This window comes from Vibrio sp. Vb0349 (assembly GCF_033338975.1).
In genome coordinates, this window is record NZ_JAWOTS010000005.1 from 241,260 (window position 1) to 258,440 (window position 17,181).

The following is a 17,181-nucleotide window of genomic DNA, read 5'->3' on the forward strand; positions in this document are numbered from 1 at the left end:
GGCTTTTTTTGTTAGGCCTGTTCTGCGCATTCCTGTTGCAGAGCAGGGTAATCGGTGTAGCCTCGTTCGTTTCCGCCAAACAACGTTGAGCCATCGAGTTCTGCCAACGGATGGTGATGTTGCAATCGAGAGACTAAGTCTGGGTTTGCTACGAATGGTCGTCCGAATGCGACAAGATCCGCGTAGCCTTTCTCTAACACTTTGTTTGCTCGTTGAGGATTGTAGCGACCTGCGACAATGATAGCGTTGCGAAAGCGCTTTCTAAGTTCGATTCGGAACGTCTCTGGAATCGTTGGTGCATCGGCCCAATCAGCCTCGGACAAGTGCAAGTAGGCGATGTCACGATCCTGCAGTTGTTTTGATGCTTCCAAGATTGTTGGCACGATATCTGGGCAGTCCATATCTTTAAACGTAATGAATGGTGCCAGTCTCACTCCAACTCGATGCGCTCCAACAGCGGCGATAACTGCCTCCACTACTTCGATAAGAAAACGGATACGATTTTCTCGTGAACCGCCGTAGTTGTCTGTTCGATGGTTTGAGTTGGTTCTTAAGAACTGATCGATCAGATACCCATTCCCGCCGTGGATTTCTACACCATCAAAACCCGATTCAATGGCGCGTTTGGCTGCGTTCGCGAAATCACCGACAACTCGGTTGATATCCGCTTGTGTCATGGCGCGTGGCTCAACACAATCGACCATATTGCCGTTGCCTTGTTCATCTGCAATCCAAACTTGCGTCTCTACCGGAGCGAGCGCAGATGGCGCGATAGGCTGTTCACCATTTTGGAATGTTGGGTGAGACACTCTGCCCACATGCCATAGCTGACAAAACATCGCTGCGCCTTGTGATTTGACCGCTTGGGTCACACCTTGCCAGCCCGCCACTTGCGCATCGGTGTAAACGCCAGGGGTGAACGAATAGCCTTGAGAATCGTCCGAAATTTGCGTGGCTTCGGAAATGATCAGCCCGGCAGAAGCGCGCTGTTGATAATACGTTGCCATCATCTCATTCGGGATGTTGCCAGGCTGAGTGGTGCGTGCGCGAGTCATTGGTGCCATGACAATACGGTTTTGTAGTGACAACGCTTTTAGTTGAGCTGGTTCAAACAGCTTATTTGTTCTTTGTTGCATGTTGCGCTCCTTAGATAAGTACAGGCACGTTGGTCGCTTTACGAGCGGTTGCCATCCAGTGAAGTACGGCTGGATCCCATTGCACTTCGGGCGCACTGAAAAAGCCGCGTAGAATGGAAAACATAATGGCTTGATCAACCAGTGACGTTTGCTTTTCTGAACTTAGGTTGAGCAAGGGTTTAGTTTGTTCTATCAAGGCGGCGACTTCTTTCGCAATCGCAGGTGTATCGTTAATCAAAGCTTCAAAATTTAACGCTTCGGTTTCTTTTTTTGCACGCCATGCTTGTTTAGCGGTTTCTGTTGCAAATTCCGGTAACGTCATGTTTGACCAACGCGGATACCCGACTTTTTGTAGCGGTAAAAACGCTTGTTTTTGCCAGTCTAAAACCGGTGTTGAGGGTTGGCTTTTTTCGCTGGAAGATGCCAATTCAAGGAAGTAGTTGATGATGTCTAAGCTTTCCGCCATGGCTTCACCATCGTCTTTGATCAAAAGAGGAACTTGTTTTGCGCCGATAAGGTTTGTGGTGGTGCTCTCGTCGTCATAAGCAATGTTGATGACATCGAGCTGAATATTCAGCATGCCTGCAACAAAACGGACGCGGGCGCTAAAGGGGCAATGTTCATAAATGTACAGTTTCATTTTTTGTTTCCTATCTCTTGGCTGGGCAGGGCGTGTTGTTGTGCGTTGTACAGCGTTACGGCGTTTAACTTTGCCCTGTCACATAACGTTCTGGGTCTAAACAATGTCGATAGGGTCAGTATATGGATTCGACTTAATTTGATAATTGGGTAATATCTGAATTGATTATTCAGTTTTTCAAAATAATAAGGGCGCGAAGATGGATAAGTTTTCGGATATGACGTTGTTTGTCAGCATCGTTAAACATCAAGGTCTGGCAGCGGCGGGAAGGGAGCTAGGTTTATCTCCAGCGACGGTAACGGCAAGGCTGCAAGCGATAGAAGAACGCTATGGTGTAAAGCTGCTCAACCGAAGCACACGCCACGTATCACTCACGGACGCAGGGGCAATGTACCATCAAGCTTGTCTGAACATCATTGATAGCGTGAAAGAGACGGAAAACTTGCTGCAAACGGGTATTTCGGAAGTGCGCGGAACGTTGAAAATTTCAGCTCCACGAGATATTGGCAAACAAATTATTTCGCCGATGGTGTCGGCTTTTTCTGAGCAATATCCGGATGTGACGCCCTATCTTTATCTTAATGACAATTTATCGAACTTGGCTGAATCGGGGCTCGATTTAGTGATTCGTTACGGTGAGTTAGCGGACAGCAATCTCATTTCGCGCAAGCTGGCGTCGAGTCAACGTGTGCTGTGCGCGTCACCTGATTATTTGTCGAAGCAAGGTGTCCCAAACTGCCCACAAGATCTCGCGGATCATCGCTGCTTAGCCATGGTGCGCAGCAATGAAGAATTAAAAACGTGGCACTTTAAAGATGAAGAGTCTCACCAAACGATCACGGTCACGCCAAAGCGCTGTTCTGATGACGGTGAAGTGATTCGACAATGGGCGTTGGAGGGGGCGGGGATTGCGTTGAAATCGATTTTAGATATTCAGCAAGACCTCAAACAACAACGTTTAGTAACGGTTTTGGATGGGTATATGAAAAACTTCAGCGCCTTCTCGCAAGGCGCTGAAGCGGATCTGCATGTCATTTATCAAAGCCGTCAATATCAACCGAAAAGAGTTCGCCTGTTTTTGGACTTTCTAGTTGAGCAATTTAGCGCGCTGAGTGATGCCCGCAATCAGATCTAGATGCGATTCCGAGGTTTCTCGGCGGTGGCGATAAATCCCGACGGTGCCAGGGTTTGGTTCGTTTTCCATGGTTAAGCATCGTAAGCCAAAGGATTCCAAATACGATTGCAGATGGCGGGTATAAGACATCACCGCGACGCTTTCTTTCAGTACATCAATACTGGCGAGCAGAGAATCCGCTTCGTAAGTCGGTCTGTCATCCAGTTGCTGCCTTTCGCGTTCATTTTGTTTCGGGATTGGGTTATCGATGACGTGAGCGAATTTCTTAGCGTCATAAGTGACCGAAAGAGCAGGGTATTCGTGCAGCATCTCTTCGGTGACGGTTTTCCCTAGCAGTGGGTGGTTTGGGGAAACAAAATAGGCATCAACCGTTTGAAATAGTGGAATAAACGTAACATCGCATTTAGACGACAAGCCGACAATCTCGTGGCCGATGAAGAATTCAATCTGTTCGTTTATTAATGAATCCATCAAGCCTAAGTGATTGCCAAATTCGACGTGCGTAGATGCCGAAGGCTGCTTGGTCAGATGTTCATTGAGTGCTTGTTTGACGAATAGCGGCCACCACGCATCGCCAGTACCCATTTTAATTTTTCCGACTTGGTACTGTTTCCGTTCATCAATGCTTTGCATCATTTGGTTGTATTCATGCTGCATCGCGTTGCTATGGCGATAGAGGATGCGTCCGTATTCGGTCAACACCATGCCATTAGGATGGCGTTCAAACAGCGTTACGCCGAGATTCTCTTCCAGCTTCTTTAAATTGCTTGTTACCGTTGGCTGGCTTAACCCTGCCATTCTTGCCGCAGCGCTGATGCTTTGGCAGCGTGCAACCAGTAAAAATTGCTGCAGAGATTTGTCCATTTTCTTTCCCCTCTAAGAACGAGGGGTATTTTGCACAATTTCATTTATAAATCACAAATCTGTAATCTCATTTGATTGAAATTATGCGCATTTCATAGATCTACATCACTGTTGGGGTCTGACGTATAGATGTTATCTATAGCTCGCTCCTGACTTCCTATTTTCCCCTCAAAAAGGTGTTCTTTAGACTGTCGCCAAAACAACAATCTAAGGGATGAACATGAAACCGAGTTTTATTGCGCTTGCTGTCGCGTCTTGTATTGGTCTTGCTGGATGTGGGTCAGATTCCTCTGATGCGCCTGTGCCGGTCGACAAACCAATTATTTCAGCCGACTTATATTTACGTGGTTTAAATGGGGATTGGGGCACGGCAGAGCATGCCAAGCTAAACTATTTGGGTAATAACGAGTACGAAACCGTACTGCGCGTCGCCCGAGGTAGCAATCAGTTCAAGATTGCTGATCCGGGTTGGCAGATCCAATACACCTATTTTGAGGAGCCCGCGGCGTTCGATAAAGCTCAAGAGTACCTGCCAAAACCAGACACGAATGAAGCGTGTATGAACGATGATTGCAACTCTGAGATCACGTTTGAAGACAAAGGGTATTACAAGTTTTCTGTGAGCTTTGCCGATGAAAGTCGCGCGACAATGACTGTGACGAAAGCAACGCAAGAAGAAGCGGAAAAATACTACTCTGATGCGATTCTCGACCCTGCAATGGTGCATGAAGGGCATCAGAGCAGAGAAGTGAAACTGTTCGCCAATTACGATGACTCGAGTGATACCGTGATTTTCTCGGTGAAAGATCCTAAAGCTGAACTGCGTGAATTTGGTATTTCAACGACGACAGAATTGCGTGATGCGCTCGACCAAGGCTTAGTGATTAATGAACAAACAGGGCCGCGAGTGGTGTCGGATGATGTCGCGTTTGATGCGTTGTTTGCGTTGACGATGAAAGAGCTAGACCAGCTTGCTGTTTCTGAAATCAAAGACGGCAATTACAACTACAACAACCCAATCAAAGCGGAAGTTTTTGAGACGGGCGCGAAGTGGCATTACGTGTGGACGCGTGATTTGGCGTACGCAGCAGACCTTTCGCTTGCATTGATGAATCCAACTCGCGTGCAGAATGGTTTGAATTTCAAATTGTCTGCTTTCCGCGACACGACCGATCAGCAATACGATGGCGAGCAGATTGTGCAAGACACGGGCACGGGCGGCAGTTGGCCAATCAGTACCGACCGCACGACTTGGGCGCTTGGTGCTGAACGCTTACTTTCGGCATTAGATGGGGAAGAGTACAACCAATTTGCTGAGCGCGCTTACAAAGCGATCAGTAATACACTTGAAGCCGATCGCCTGGCGGCTTTTGATGCGAAATCCGGTTTATACACTGGTGAGCAATCATTCCTCGATTGGCGTGAGCAAACGTATTCAACGTGGACGCCAAACGATGTCAATACGATTGGGAGCAGCAAAGCGTTATCGACAAACGTGGCTCACTACCGCGCGATTCAGCTCGCGGCTAAGTTGGCAGAGAAGTACGATTCAACCAACGCGGTCAAATACACCGATTGGGCTGCACAGCTAAAAACCGCTATCAACGAGCAGTTTTGGAATGCCGAACGCGGTATGTACGTAAGTTATTTGTTTGATAATGGCAAAGACATCGCGGTCGACAAATATGACATGTTGGGCGAAGCACTTGCGATCATCAGTGGTGTGGCAAGTGATGCGCAGGCGAAACAAATCATGGCCAATTACCCACACAGTGAGTTTGGCGTGCCGGTTTACTTCCCTCAGCAACCGGACGTGCCTGTGTACCATAACCGCGCAATTTGGCCATTTGTTACCGCGTACAGCTTGCGCGCCGCGCATCAAACACAAAACGTGGCAGCAGTGAACAATGCCATTCAATCATTGGTTCGTGGTACGGCAACTAATTTATCCAACATGGAAAACTTAGTGTGGCTTTCTGGTAAGTCATTCATCATCCATAGTGATCATGGCGAAGATCCGAGCTTGGATGGCCCAGTGATTAACTCTCAGCGTCAGCTTTGGTCTGTGGGTGGCTACTTGAACATGGTGGTAGAGACCCTATTCGGCATCCATACCGAAACAGGTAAGTTGGAAGTGAAGCCATTTATCACAAGTTGGGTGCGCAATAATTTGTTGGCTCAGTCTGAACAAATCACGTTGGAAAACTTTGCCTTCAAAGGAAAGAACTACTCGGTAACGATTGACTTGCCTGAAGTAAGCAAAGATGAAACAGGTTACTACCCAGTTGAAAATGTCACGATGGACGAAGAGGGGCATTTCCACGTGACACTGGGCGCGCTTGTGAATGTAGATAGTAGCATTACTTTAGTTTCTGGGGTGAAACCGTATGTGAGTGAAGATAGCCGCGTATATTCTCCGCAAGAGCCAACATTGGTGGTAAAAAGCGTTGATAATTCGGTTTCGATTGACGTGACGAGCAAGTACAACGTGAACTTGTATCGCAATGGCGAGCTGATTCAAAAGAACGTGATTGCTCAATCTTATTCCGATACGCCAACAGGTTTTGCTTGTTATTTGGCTGAAAGCATTAACGATAAAGGCTTCCGTTCTAACCCAAGCCAACCAGTTTGTGTCGGTGAAGAGATCCGCATCAAACTTGATGGCGAATATCAGCCACTCAAAGACAATATCTCAGTGGTTACGGTGAGCAAAGAGAGTGGCGTTGTAAAAGGTTCAGAGTCGTTTACAGCCCCTGTAACGGGCACTTACCAGTTTGATGCTTGGTACAACAATAACCTAGGGCAACTTAATACTGGCATCACGAACACCGTGAAATTGTTAGAGGTATTGGATGATGCAGGTAAGGTGGTTGGCCAAGGTTACTTGCAGATGGGCCATATTGGTGAAAACCAAGGTATGCGTTACTCAACGCCAATTGAAGTAGCGTTGGAGCAGGGAAAAACCTATCAGATCGCGCTGAAGGACCACTTCAATATGAGTTACCTCAAATCGATTGAAACCTACATCTACGCTGGTGGTATTGAGGGTGAAAAGAACGAAGCGCAAATCGCAGATATTCGAATCACACCTTTAATGTAGACTGTTTTAACAAAGCTGTATTCTAAAAACTGTGTTTTAAGAAAAAAAGCCGCTGAGATTATCAGCGGCTTTGTTGTATTTGCTATCGGTGGCCGTTTACAGATTAGTTTGCAGCCTGCGGACGAGGTTTACGGCGCTGACCTGACGGTTTGTTTCCTGCAGGCTTAGCATTGTTTGGCTTGCGGTTACCAGACGGTTTACCAGCGTTGCCACTCTTATTACCGTTTGGTTTATTTCCACTCGGTTTATTGCCATTTGGCTTGTTGCCGTTAGGTTTACGGTCATCTGGTTTGCTGTGTGCACGACCTTGGCCTTCACGGTTACCTTTAGGCTTACCCACACCGCCTTGGTTGGTGCTGTTTTTGTTGCCGTTGTTACCACCGTTGAAGCGACGCTTAGGTTTGTTTGCACCATTGCCTGCTTTCTTATTGGTTGCTGGGGCGTTTTCACTTGCAGCATTTGGCGCTTTTGGTTTTTTCGGCTTCTTAGGTTTTTTCGGTTTGATTGGGCGCGTATCCAGTTTAGATTCTGGCACCACATTGGTTGGCGCAAAACCTTCCAGCTCTTTACGTGGTAGTACTTCTTGAATCAAACGTTCAATCGCAAACAACTCAGATGCTTCTAGCGCACACACGAGTGAAATCGCTTTACCTACTTCGCCCGCGCGGCCAGTACGACCAATACGGTGAACGTAGTCTTCCGCCACTTTAGGTAGCTCAAAGTTCACCACTTGCGGCAATTGAGGAATATCGATACCGCGCGCAGCAATGTCCGTCGCGACCAACACACGAATTTCACCCGATTTGAAATCCGCCAGTGCTTTGGTACGTGCGCCTTGGCTCTTGTTGCCGTGGATGGCAGCAGCCGGTAGATTTTGTTCGATCAGGAACTTCGCCAGACGGTTTGCGCCGTGTTTCGTTTTCGTAAACACCAGCACTTGCTTCCAATCGCCGTCTTTGATCAGTTTAACCAACATCGGTGCTTTCTTCTTCACGTCTGCTGGGTAGATGCTTTGCTCAACCGTTCTCGCTGTCGAGTTCGCCGGGTTCACTGAAATCTCAACCGGGTTGTTCACCAAGCCTTTCGCAAGGTCGCGGATTTCATCCGAGAAAGTCGCCGAGAAAAGTAGGTTCTGACGCTGTTTTGGTAGCAGGGCTAGGATTTTGCGAATATCGCGGATAAAGCCCATGTCCAGCATGCGGTCTGCTTCGTCCAGTACCAGCACTTCTAGTTGGTCGAACTTCACCGCATTTTGGTTGTACAAATCCATCAGGCGGCCTGGTGTTGCTACCAACACATCCGCACCTTTGCGAAGACGCAGCATTTGCGGGTTGATCTTCACACCACCAAAAACAACCGCACTGCTTAGTGGAAGATGACGGCCGTACATAAACACGTTTTCTTGCACCTGAGCCGCAAGTTCACGCGTTGGCGTCAGGATAAGTGCACGAACTTGGTTAGCACGAACGCGAGGGCCGTTCGATAAACGCTCAAGAATCGGTAGCGTAAAGCCTGCAGTTTTACCTGTACCAGTCTGCGCTGCTGCCATTACGTCTTTCCCTTCCAAAATAGCAGGAATTGCTTTTGCCTGAATTGGCGAAGGGGTGTCGTAGCCTTTCTCTTGAATAGCTTTAAGGATTGGAGCAGATAGACCTAACGAGGTAAAACCCATATGTATGATTCTCAATTGTAGAGTTAGATAACAACGCGCCGAAAACAAATCGGTGCGAAAAGTGCGACATTCTGAGGCTTTTACGCGCAGGCTTCAACTAATTCCGTCATGGATAAATATTTGAACTGGATCTCATTTCTTTTTGGCAGGCAAAACTGATAACTGGTTTGGTCGATCGATTGAATGGTTTTACGTTGGCGATGCCCATTCTTACATCGCTATCACGGTATGCAGTTTTAGTTTATCAAATGCTGTTCGGAGTGTGGGGGAGGCTTGCTCCTTTCATTACTCCGCTTTTGCATGCGTTAAAAACGCACTCGTCAATTGCTGAAAGAGCGAATCTACCGATGGGCGGTCGGATACATGATGGAAGAGCGGTGTGTGGACATCACCACGAATATCATCGCTGTGACCGCAAAGCTGATTACACATTCGTACTGGTTCGACAATCTTCTCGACGTCGGCATCAATCAGAATGCATGCTTGTGACAATACCACTTGTCCGCCGCCTTTTTTAAGTAAAACACGCTGCGCGGTTCCCACGACTTTTTGCCCGCCAATGTTGAGGTTGTACTCGCCATCGCAGTAGGAATAAGGCGTAGCATGAACATCCACTTTCACGCCGAGCTGTTTAAAGAAAACCGTTAATATTGCACATAAATCGAGATACGCTTTTTTGATGTTGTAAGGCTCGCCTTCTGGCCAGTGGTAAATGTGGGATAGATTGATAATACCTGGCACCTGAGGGACTGGGGCACCACCGGTTTTACGAGAAAAGAGCTTCCAGCCAGACGTATTTAACGCATGTTCTAACTCATTAGACACTGGCCATTTCTTACCCGCGGGAAGCACGAGCGTTGGACTTTTTACTTGCCAAAGCAATAGCACTTGCGAGAGTTGGTTGGACTGAACTTGTTTAATGAGCTCATCTTCTTTGTCAAATGCATCAGCGACTTCCGTAGCTGTGTAGCGAATTAGCTTATTTTTAGCAACCAAACTCTATCCCTCGCGGCTATTTAATCGTTACTGTTGTATCTCAGATACAGCTTTATTGCTAGGTCTGAGTGATTAGGCTTTTGCTCGCTAGCTGCATGATCACCTTTTGGATCTTTTCCGTTGTCCATTAATTCTGCTTGAACACGCGATAAAAAGTTTTTGCTAGTCATCACATCAGCCATTCATAAAATCTGCCATCTATGAAAAATTTTGGCGATATAAGTATGAAAAAGCGAGTGATGACTCTCGCGTTAGCGGCATCATTAACGGGATGTGTGACGTTCCCAACTCAAGAATCTGAGCAAGTACAGGTGCTTTGGGACAATGTGAATGCGATTGAAAACTGTGAACTAATGGGTACCGTGATCGGCTCAGAAGGACACTTTTACGATTACTGGTTTCACGCAGATAAAGACATGGTTTGGGGGACGCTAAACCAAATGCGCATCAAGGCGGTGGATTTAGGCGCAGATACCTTGTACTTGTATCAACCGTTGAGCTTTTCTACGTCAGTGACGATGTTTGCAAATGCTTACAAGTGCAAACAGTAGCGATTTTCTTGCTCATAATTGAAAGACAGGCGCTGCTCGCCTGTCTTTGATGCGTTCTACAAATACTGGAGACTTTGCGTTAATTAACGTTTGCTGTCGCCACCGCTGATGTATCAGAAAACGACAATGTAAAGTCTCGCTCGGTATTAAGCACTTTGGCTGGAAACTCTAAGCTCAACTGCGTATGTGGCGCGACTTCTGAAGCAATGCTAGTAACGAATTTTCGGGTTTCTCCAGGAGAGATCGATATGTCACTTCCACCTTGTGATGAGAGCTCAGCGATACCCATTGTTTCAAGTGTGTTACCTGCAGTATCCGCCAGGTGTAATAAAGACTCTGACTTGTAGATTAATTCTCCACTTTCTGTGCGATATGCATTAAACGAGTTGAAATTTGGTTGCAATGATCCTTGTGAACCAATGTTAGTAACGGAAAATGTCACATTAGCGCCATCAAAGTTCTCGACTCTTACAAGTACGTTACTGTCTTGGTAACGAGCGGCTGCCGCCGCAGTTGCTTGCTGTTTCTGCCTCTGTTTCTCTTTTTCAATGTCGCTTAACTGTTTCTGCTCATTAGCGATTCGATTCTTTGCCATGTAGTACGACTGATCGACCATTGCTATTAAAGCGGGGATTGAATACAAAGTGAGGCCTTCCAAATGGTCAAAGTCGATTTTGGCATGTTGAGTACGTTTATGATTAGAAAATTGGCAGTAACCATCAATCAAACTGATTAAAGCCACTTCAAAAGTGCCCTGTAATCGGCTTACTTCCTGTGCTGCTTTCTCTAGATTTGAGCGGACTTTCCGAATCTCTTCCAAACTCTTTTGTGAAAGACGACCGTTTGGCGATACGTCGTTAGAAACCGAAACCAGTTCTTCGGTCACAAATGGATTGTTTTCGGCAGGAATCACCGTAGTGATACGGTTGGATTTGGTGATGTCTTCGCCCAATAAAACCATCATTTTTTGCGATGCGGCGGTTGTGTTGCCCGCTAATACGTCACTACAGTTTGGCGACGTATTGGCATACACGGCGAATGCGGTAAAAAGTGAAAGTGTAACGGACCAGCCGATGGTGACGAGTCCTGTCGTGGTTCGAGTATTCATCCTGATAACCCCTCTGTCATTTGGTGCGATTCACTGACGTAATTGCCAATCAAAAGATTGGCTCGCGACATTCAGAATGGTTCTGGTCAACCCTTCGTAGTGGGTATGCCCGCAGATGCTTTCTAGTCGTTTTCTCAATCGCTAAGCCACGACTGAGTAAAGTGTCTGAAATTGAGAGCATTAATGCTGCGAAGTTGATGTCTTTTGTCTGAAAGATAGACGTAACTTTTCTAACCATCAAATACGTGATTAGGTTCTCATTTTTATATGAGTGATAGGATCAAGAGAAAACAGGCACTTACTGTAGAGAGTTGATTTGAAGGAAAAATATAAATTTTTTGGGGAACTTTTTTGATGCTGCCTTTGAGACTTTTTTTGAATCTCAAAGGCAGGTTCTTACACTCGCGCTCAATTACAACGTGTTGAGGACATCCGCGAGTCGAGAGACAGCTGTCGTCAGTTCTTCTGGTGTAGCATTGGTAAAGTTAAGACGCAGAGCGGCTTTTACCTTTGAACCTTCTGGATAAAAGACCGGGCTCGGCACTACAGCAACCCAGTTTGCGAGAAGGTTTTTCGCCAGTTCGAAGGTGTCGCATTCTGGAATTTCGACCCAAACGAACATACCACCATCGACGGGTTTGAGTACGCAACTTTCTGGCAGCTGTTTTTGCAGTTCAGCAAACATGACATCGTAACGTGATTTGTAAAGCGCACAGATGGTTGAAATGTGCGTTTCGAAGTTGTCATGTTGCAGCAGGCCATGCAGCAAAGCTTGCATAGGAATACTAGAGTGCAGATCGGCACCTTGTTTAATTTTGATAAGTGGCTCAAGGTAGCTGCTTTTGCCCGTAACTACACCAATACGCAAGCCTGGTGAAGCTATTTTGGAGAAAGAGCGCAATACGATGGAGTGCTGTGGGCAGAAGTCCGAAACCAGTGGAAGCGCTTCACCAGAAAAACGCAGCTCGCGGTATGGTGCGTCTTCAATGAACGCCACGTCGTATTGTATACAAAGCTCGGCAACTTTTTGGCGAGTCTCTAGCGCCCAGCATACGCCCGTTGGGTTGTGAAAATCGGGTACGGCGTAGAACATTTTTGGTTGCTGCGTGGCAAAGCATTGTTCGAGTTCTTCAAGGTTTGGGCCACACTCGGTTTGTGAAACGGTCACGATGTTGGCTTGCACTAGACCGAATACTTGCATAGCACCAAGGTAGCTCGGTGCTTCCATCACCACTTTATCGCCCAGGTTCACGTACGCACGCGCAATCAAATCTAGCCCTTGCTGAGAGCCCGTTGTGATCATCGCCAAATGAGATTCTGGCAGTTGGTAATAATCGGTCAAAAAATTAAGTAGCGGGGCGTAGCCTGCTGTTGAGCCATATTGAAACACCTCTGGCATATTCGCGAGGTTTTCGAGCGTCGGTTTCATTAAGTCGATCGGGAAGGTTTTTTCGTCCGGTAAGCCACCTGCAAGAGAAATGACGTTCTTATCGCTTGCTGCTGCGAGGATCTCTCGGATGTAGGATGACTTAGTTTGTTGTAATGACTGTGCGATTTCCATGTGCTGTGCTTCTCGTAATTGTCTTTTTTTATGTCAGAAATAGTATAGGTAAATTGCCAAGCTTGGTGTGTCCATCTATGCTGTTAAACATGTCCGTTTATGCTATTTAAGCGAAAATTTACTCCGTGAGCCATCAACAAGTTTCCAGAATCAATGACGTGCTGTTTTACATTCACCAGGACATTAGCAGAGATTTATCGGCTAAAGAGCTAGCGGATGTAGCAGCCTATTCTGAACAGCACTTCCATCGTATTTTTAAAGATGTAGTGGGGGAGTCTGTCCATCAATATATCCGTCGCACAAGAATGGAATACGCCGCCAATCAACTGATGTTTGATACCAGCTCGTCGGTGTTAGACATTGCTAACAAGTGCGGCTTTAGCTCGGTATCTTCTTTTAGCCGAGCATTTAAAGCAACGTTCGCTATGTCTCCTGGCGCGTGGCGAAAGCATGATTTACAAGTCGCAGAAAAGCCGTATCTAAAAGATCCGGAAGTGGCTGCGGGTTATCATCGGGTTGCTAAACGCGAGTTGCCAGAACCTAAAATTATGGAGGTTCCACAACGCTTTGCAGCTTATGTGCGGCATGAGGGTTATAGCCGTTCCATTCGCAATGCGTGGCTGATTTTGAAGGCGTGGGCAAGCTCTGAGAATCGGGACTTTTCGGTTCAATACGGTTTGCATCACTCCAACCCCGCTTGGGTCGAGCTCGATAAGTGTCGCTATGTGGCTTGTATGGCGATTGATAAGCCGCTTAAAGTACGCGGTGTCGTGAATCAAATGACGATTCCGGGTGGTTTGCATGCTGTTTTTCGCTTAACAGGGGTATATGGAGAGCTTCTTCCTCAATTGAGTATGGTGTTAGAGAAGTGGTTGCCGAATTCAGGCTTTAAGCAGCGTTCTACTCCCGCTTATGTTCACTATCATAAAAACCATTTCCTTAGCCATGATGAGGCGTTTGAGCTGGACTTCTATCTGCCCATCAGTTTTTTCTAACTGGAGTATTTATTTACTATCCGTAAGGAAGAGAATGCTAAGCTCTATATGGTGATTTTTTACAAATAATTGAAAATTAAATGAACATCGATCATGTAAAGCTATTTGTCCGTTTGGCTTCGACACACAACATCAGCATGGCTGGTCAGGAGCTTGGACTTTCTCCTGCTGTCGCTAGTGCGCACATCAACAAACTTGAGGACAGCTTAGGAGTTCGTTTAGTTCATCGCACCACACGCAAAGTTTCCTTAACTGAAGAAGGGCAGGCTTTTTTACCTCACGCGGAGGAGGTCCTTGCAACAGTGGAGGCAGCAAGGGGAGCTGTTGGATCAGGGCAGAGTGCGCCAACGGGAGTATTACGTATAACCGCCTCTGCAACTTTTGGTCGCTTACATATTGTGCCCGCATTAAAAGGTTTTATGGCGCGTTACCCAGGGTTAACCGTGGACTGCCGATTTTCTGATTCCATTATTGATCTGGTTGAGGGAGGTTTTGATGTCGCCATTCGTGTCGCTGAGTTGAAAGATTCTTCATTGGTCGCAAGAAAGCTTGCGCCAGATCGTCGTATTATCGTTGCATCACCAGATTATATTGAACAATTTGGGAGACCTAACAAGCCCCAAGACTTGACGAATCATGAATGTATTAACTTAGTTGGAATGAATAATTGGTCATTCAATACAAAAGATGGAATGTTCAATGTAAGAACTTCTGGTCGTTTTAAAACCGATAATGGTGATGCGATGAGAGACGCGACGGTAAACGGGTTAGGTATTTCTATCAACTCGGTTTGGAGTGTTTATCAAGAATTACAAAGTGGTCAGCTAGTGGAAGTACTCGAAGATCACCCTTTAGCGATGGATGCTGGGATTTGGGCTGTGTACCCAAGCTCTCGTTTAATTGCGCCTAAGGTGCGTGCCTTTATTGATTACTTTGCTGAATACTATGGCGCGCCACCTTATTGGGAAGAGGTTTAAAAGTCACAAAGACCATGATCCGTGCTCAGTTGGAATAGCAAAAAAAAGCAGACCCATGCAGGGTCTGCAGTGTTAGAGAGATTAAAAGTCTGCGTCTGTATTAGTACCAACGGATACGTTAAGTCCGCTGGTAGATTGATAAATGCTGAAAGTTTCGCCAGCGACAATACCTTCTTCAGAATCGTCATTTGCGGTACAGGTATAGCCGACGGAGTACGTACCGGGCTCTACAAAGCCAAATTCATATTCGTAATTTGCTTCATCAATGTCTTCCACTACGTTCGCCGCTGCGATTGGCATTATTTGGCCTTCTGCGCCTGCAAATGGCCCCATGTTCTCTTCGGCGATATTTCCTTCATATAGGTAGACCGCGTGTGCATACCCATTTGCGCTTGGGGTATCCGTTTCGCAGTTTTGGTAGGTTAATGTTGCGATATCTCCCTGAATTTCACCCGTTGTAACCGTGTTAATTAAAGTGACGGAGGTGCGTTGAATGCTGTAGCCTTCGTTTTGGCCTGTTCCGTCTTTTAAGCCACGGCGCAGGTCAAACTCCACCACAAATTCGTTGTTGTCAGGGTTGACTGCGAAGGTATTATTAAAGAACAGTACCCCAGAATTCGGATCTTTTCCGACCCCCTGCGGACAAGCCCCATTACCTTTTACGGTCAGTGGTATTTGATTGCCGGTCGCTTCATCAACAACATAGGATGGATAATCCGGATGATCGCCATCATTCGCAAACACGCAGAGTTTGTAATTGCCAGTGGGTATCAGCTCGTCGTCCACTAACTCTTGAGCGTCACTGCCCTGGAAGTCGAGTAAGTTAACGCTTAATGGTATTGGATCTTCATTATCGAGCAGAGGATTACCATTTTCGTCAACGAAATTTCCGTCTTCGTCGGTTTTATACACATCGAAAACTTGTGGTGTACCACCATCCAAAGGGAGAAATGCCACTTTGTTGTATGCGATAACCACTTCTGATACGTCATCAATAGGGGCATCTGATACAGACAAGGTAACCGGAGTCATTGTGCTGACAGAGTCACTGTCTGAATTACAGCCAATCAACGCAACTGTTATTGACGCACTGATCAAGCCAATTTTCATGCTGTTCATTTAGATGTACCTTTTTATGAGAAGTGTATTAAATGTAGTCGATTATTGATAAAACACAGAATAATAACGAGCGGAGTCGCGCGGTTAAAAGAGTGATAAACCATGACTAAGAAGTTCAGTAAAAGTGTGCTCAAATCGACGATATTGTGCTATTTGAAGTGCTATGGTTAGAAATGTGTCGCTCAAAAAATGAGCGGATAAATACATCAACAACTCTAGCCAAGAGGTCTCTATGTTAGGTGAAAATCACTCATTAACTCATGAATTCCCAGAACATTTGGATACCATTACTCAGCTTACCGAAAACGATGCATCATTTGCTGAAACCGTTAAAAACTACAATGCTTTAGATAAGGAAATCCGCGTACTAGAACTTCAAGGAAGCCCGATTGATGATCACGAAATGAACGTATTAAAACATAACCGGGCTGAGCTCAAAGACTGGCTCCACTCGCGAATAATGGGTTCTTAGTGACGAAATGATCATCGGCTCGTAAATAGCGGGCCGATTTTAGTTCCAATGGACGATGCCAAGTGTGCAAACATTAGGAGTGCTGAGCAGGAGCTTGGAGCGGCAGGTGACCAGTTTTTATCCAAATGATCGTTTCTTGCTCTACAAAAGGAAAATGCTCGCTCATATGTGGGCTTCGGATCCAAGAGTAGGGAGGATAGGTTCCTAGCTCGTCTTTAAATTCCCCCGATAACACAAAAATTTCTTCACCACCAAAGTGACGGTGTGGTTGAAACTTCTCGCCTTTCGGCCATTTAACCAATGCGACATGTTCATGCTCAAAATCATGCAGAGGCATGACTTGCAACCCACCGACACCACTCTGCCAGCTCGCTTGGTTTGTATTAATGCGAACTGTTTCAAGATCCTCAGATTCGAACTGATTTAGTTTAACTAAAATCACACAGCCTTCTTTGCTAAATGGTGCGTGTTGACTTCCTGGAGGGTTACGAAGGTAAGTGCCGGCAGGGTAGTCACCGTATTCGTCAGAGAATACCCCCTCGAGCACCAATATTTCTTCTCCTTGAGGGTGAGGATGAGTCGAAAACTGCGAATTTGGCTCGTACTTAACGACGCTGGTGGTATGCCCTGATTCTTTGGCTTCTCGTTCCAAAGGTTTGCGCCACACACCTTTGGAAGGGCTGGCGATCCATTCCTGTTGAGCAGTATCTATCACGATTCTTTTTGAAAAATCCATATTCAACATATTGAAATTCCGTTACTTATTTAATTACTAATTCTCATTAGTATACGTATAAAAAACATCAATTGATTCATTTGTTGATAGCCCAATTCATGGATTGAGTACGAACATGA

At 46.1% G+C, this 17,181-nt stretch carries 15 protein-coding genes and 1 pseudogene; 7 read left to right on the forward strand and 9 right to left on the reverse strand.

Translation table 11 applies throughout. The features are described 5' to 3' along the window. Window positions 1-11 precede the first annotated feature (11 nt). Together R7Q47_RS08880 and grxB are read right to left on the reverse strand one after the other, a co-directional pair. Entirely contained in the window at window positions 12-1,136 is a 1,125-nt protein-coding gene (locus tag R7Q47_RS08880; RefSeq protein ID WP_318088928.1) for an alkene reductase, read from the reverse strand. A 10-nt stretch (window positions 1,137-1,146) separates the two neighbouring features. Next, the gene (gene grxB / locus R7Q47_RS08885) at window positions 1,147-1,776 is read right to left on the reverse strand and encodes a glutaredoxin 2 (protein WP_021452472.1); all 630 of its coding nucleotides are present in this window, start codon (window positions 1,774-1,776) and stop codon (window positions 1,147-1,149) included. 199 nt (window positions 1,777-1,975) lie between these two features. Here grxB and R7Q47_RS08890 point away from each other — a divergent pair, with 199 nt between their 5' ends. Beyond that, the gene (locus R7Q47_RS08890; RefSeq protein ID WP_042523243.1) at window positions 1,976-2,911 is read left to right on the forward strand and encodes a LysR family transcriptional regulator; all 936 of its coding nucleotides are present in this window, start codon (window positions 1,976-1,978) and stop codon (window positions 2,909-2,911) included. On the opposite strand, the gene R7Q47_RS08895 is transcribed toward R7Q47_RS08890, so the two are convergent. Beyond that, on the reverse strand, window positions 2,864-3,775 hold the full coding sequence (locus tag R7Q47_RS08895; protein ID WP_318088929.1) for a LysR family transcriptional regulator: 912 nt from the start codon (window positions 3,773-3,775) through the stop codon (window positions 2,864-2,866). The genes R7Q47_RS08890 and R7Q47_RS08895 overlap by 48 nt on opposite strands. 220 nt (window positions 3,776-3,995) lie before the next feature. Here R7Q47_RS08895 and R7Q47_RS08900 point away from each other — a divergent pair, with 220 nt between their 5' ends. Next, window positions 3,996-6,875: an MGH1-like glycoside hydrolase domain-containing protein gene (locus R7Q47_RS08900; protein WP_318088930.1), complete on the forward strand. Its 2,880-nt coding sequence runs from the start codon at window positions 3,996-3,998 to the stop codon at window positions 6,873-6,875. 103 nt (window positions 6,876-6,978) lie between these two features. Here the strand turns inward: R7Q47_RS08900 and R7Q47_RS08905 are convergent, their stop codons facing one another. Next, a complete protein-coding gene (locus R7Q47_RS08905; protein ID WP_154204218.1) occupies window positions 6,979-8,547 on the reverse strand; it encodes a DEAD/DEAH box helicase in 1,569 nt (522 codons plus the stop codon). Window positions 8,548-8,695: 148 nt separating this feature from the next. Here R7Q47_RS08905 and R7Q47_RS26890 point away from each other — a divergent pair. Continuing rightward, a pseudogene (locus tag R7Q47_RS26890) lies at window positions 8,696-8,773 on the forward strand (VOC family protein); the annotation flags it as partial. 59 nt (window positions 8,774-8,832) lie between these two features. Here the strand turns inward: R7Q47_RS26890 and R7Q47_RS08910 are convergent. Then, window positions 8,833-9,543, reverse strand: a complete 711-nt coding sequence (locus R7Q47_RS08910) for a biotin/lipoate A/B protein ligase family protein (RefSeq protein WP_005373753.1) — start codon at window positions 9,541-9,543, stop codon at window positions 8,833-8,835. 224 nt (window positions 9,544-9,767) lie between these two features. Here R7Q47_RS08910 and R7Q47_RS08915 point away from each other — a divergent pair, with 224 nt between their 5' ends. Continuing rightward, on the forward strand, window positions 9,768-10,094 hold the full coding sequence (locus R7Q47_RS08915; protein WP_017633591.1) for a DUF4156 domain-containing protein: 327 nt from the start codon (window positions 9,768-9,770) through the stop codon (window positions 10,092-10,094). Window positions 10,095-10,173: 79 nt separating this feature from the next. On the opposite strand, the gene R7Q47_RS08920 is transcribed toward R7Q47_RS08915, so the two are convergent. Together R7Q47_RS08920 and R7Q47_RS08925 are read right to left on the reverse strand one after the other, a co-directional pair. After that, entirely contained in the window at window positions 10,174-11,202 is a 1,029-nt protein-coding gene (locus R7Q47_RS08920) for a hypothetical protein (protein ID WP_186585477.1), read from the reverse strand. Between the two features lie 412 nt (window positions 11,203-11,614). Then, the gene (locus R7Q47_RS08925) at window positions 11,615-12,763 is read right to left on the reverse strand and encodes a PLP-dependent aminotransferase family protein (protein ID WP_248486507.1); all 1,149 of its coding nucleotides are present in this window, start codon (window positions 12,761-12,763) and stop codon (window positions 11,615-11,617) included. Between the two features lie 125 nt (window positions 12,764-12,888). Here R7Q47_RS08925 and R7Q47_RS08930 point away from each other — a divergent pair, with 125 nt between their 5' ends. Together R7Q47_RS08930 and R7Q47_RS08935 are read left to right on the forward strand one after the other, a co-directional pair. Then, window positions 12,889-13,758, forward strand: a complete 870-nt coding sequence (locus R7Q47_RS08930) for a GyrI-like domain-containing protein (RefSeq protein WP_005387011.1) — start codon at window positions 12,889-12,891, stop codon at window positions 13,756-13,758. 80 nt (window positions 13,759-13,838) lie between these two features. Continuing rightward, window positions 13,839-14,735 carry a LysR family transcriptional regulator gene (locus tag R7Q47_RS08935; RefSeq protein ID WP_005387010.1) on the forward strand — a complete coding sequence of 299 codons (897 nt, stop codon included), beginning with the start codon at window positions 13,839-13,841 and terminating at the stop codon, window positions 14,733-14,735. An 81-nt stretch (window positions 14,736-14,816) separates the two neighbouring features. Here the strand turns inward: R7Q47_RS08935 and R7Q47_RS08940 are convergent, their stop codons facing one another. Further along, on the reverse strand, window positions 14,817-15,854 hold the full coding sequence (locus R7Q47_RS08940; RefSeq protein ID WP_248486505.1) for a DUF4382 domain-containing protein: 1,038 nt from the start codon (window positions 15,852-15,854) through the stop codon (window positions 14,817-14,819). 232 nt (window positions 15,855-16,086) lie between these two features. Between R7Q47_RS08940 and R7Q47_RS08945 the strand changes: the two genes are divergently transcribed. Then, window positions 16,087-16,326: a YdcH family protein gene (locus tag R7Q47_RS08945; RefSeq protein ID WP_005373737.1), complete on the forward strand. Its 240-nt coding sequence runs from the start codon at window positions 16,087-16,089 to the stop codon at window positions 16,324-16,326. Window positions 16,327-16,399: 73 nt separating this feature from the next. Here R7Q47_RS08945 and R7Q47_RS08950 read toward each other — a convergent pair whose 3' ends face one another. Next, window positions 16,400-17,071 (reverse strand): cupin domain-containing protein, encoded by a 672-nt coding sequence (locus R7Q47_RS08950; RefSeq protein ID WP_248486503.1) that lies wholly within the window; start codon window positions 17,069-17,071, stop codon window positions 16,400-16,402. Window positions 17,072-17,181 lie beyond the last annotated feature (110 nt).

Coding starts and splice junctions, on each gene's coding strand:
- R7Q47_RS08880 (WP_318088928.1), bottom strand. CDS start 1,136: ATGCAACAAAGAACAAATAAGCTGTTTGAACCAGCTCAACTAAAAGCG.
- grxB (WP_021452472.1), bottom strand. CDS start 1,776: ATGAAACTGTACATTTATGAACATTGCCCCTTTAGCGCCCGCGTCCGT.
- R7Q47_RS08890 (WP_042523243.1), top strand. CDS start 1,976: ATGGATAAGTTTTCGGATATGACGTTGTTTGTCAGCATCGTTAAACAT.
- R7Q47_RS08895 (WP_318088929.1), bottom strand. CDS start 3,775: ATGGACAAATCTCTGCAGCAATTTTTACTGGTTGCACGCTGCCAAAGC.
- R7Q47_RS08900 (WP_318088930.1), top strand. CDS start 3,996: ATGAAACCGAGTTTTATTGCGCTTGCTGTCGCGTCTTGTATTGGTCTT.
- R7Q47_RS08905 (WP_154204218.1), bottom strand. CDS start 8,547: ATGGGTTTTACCTCGTTAGGTCTATCTGCTCCAATCCTTAAAGCTATT.
- R7Q47_RS08915 (WP_017633591.1), top strand. CDS start 9,768: ATGAAAAAGCGAGTGATGACTCTCGCGTTAGCGGCATCATTAACGGGA.
- R7Q47_RS08920 (WP_186585477.1), bottom strand. CDS start 11,202: ATGAATACTCGAACCACGACAGGACTCGTCACCATCGGCTGGTCCGTT.
- R7Q47_RS08925 (WP_248486507.1), bottom strand. CDS start 12,763: ATGGAAATCGCACAGTCATTACAACAAACTAAGTCATCCTACATCCGA.
- R7Q47_RS08935 (WP_005387010.1), top strand. CDS start 13,839: ATGAACATCGATCATGTAAAGCTATTTGTCCGTTTGGCTTCGACACAC.
- R7Q47_RS08940 (WP_248486505.1), bottom strand. CDS start 15,854: ATGAACAGCATGAAAATTGGCTTGATCAGTGCGTCAATAACAGTTGCG.
- R7Q47_RS08945 (WP_005373737.1), top strand. CDS start 16,087: ATGTTAGGTGAAAATCACTCATTAACTCATGAATTCCCAGAACATTTG.
- R7Q47_RS08950 (WP_248486503.1), bottom strand. CDS start 17,071: ATGTTGAATATGGATTTTTCAAAAAGAATCGTGATAGATACTGCTCAA.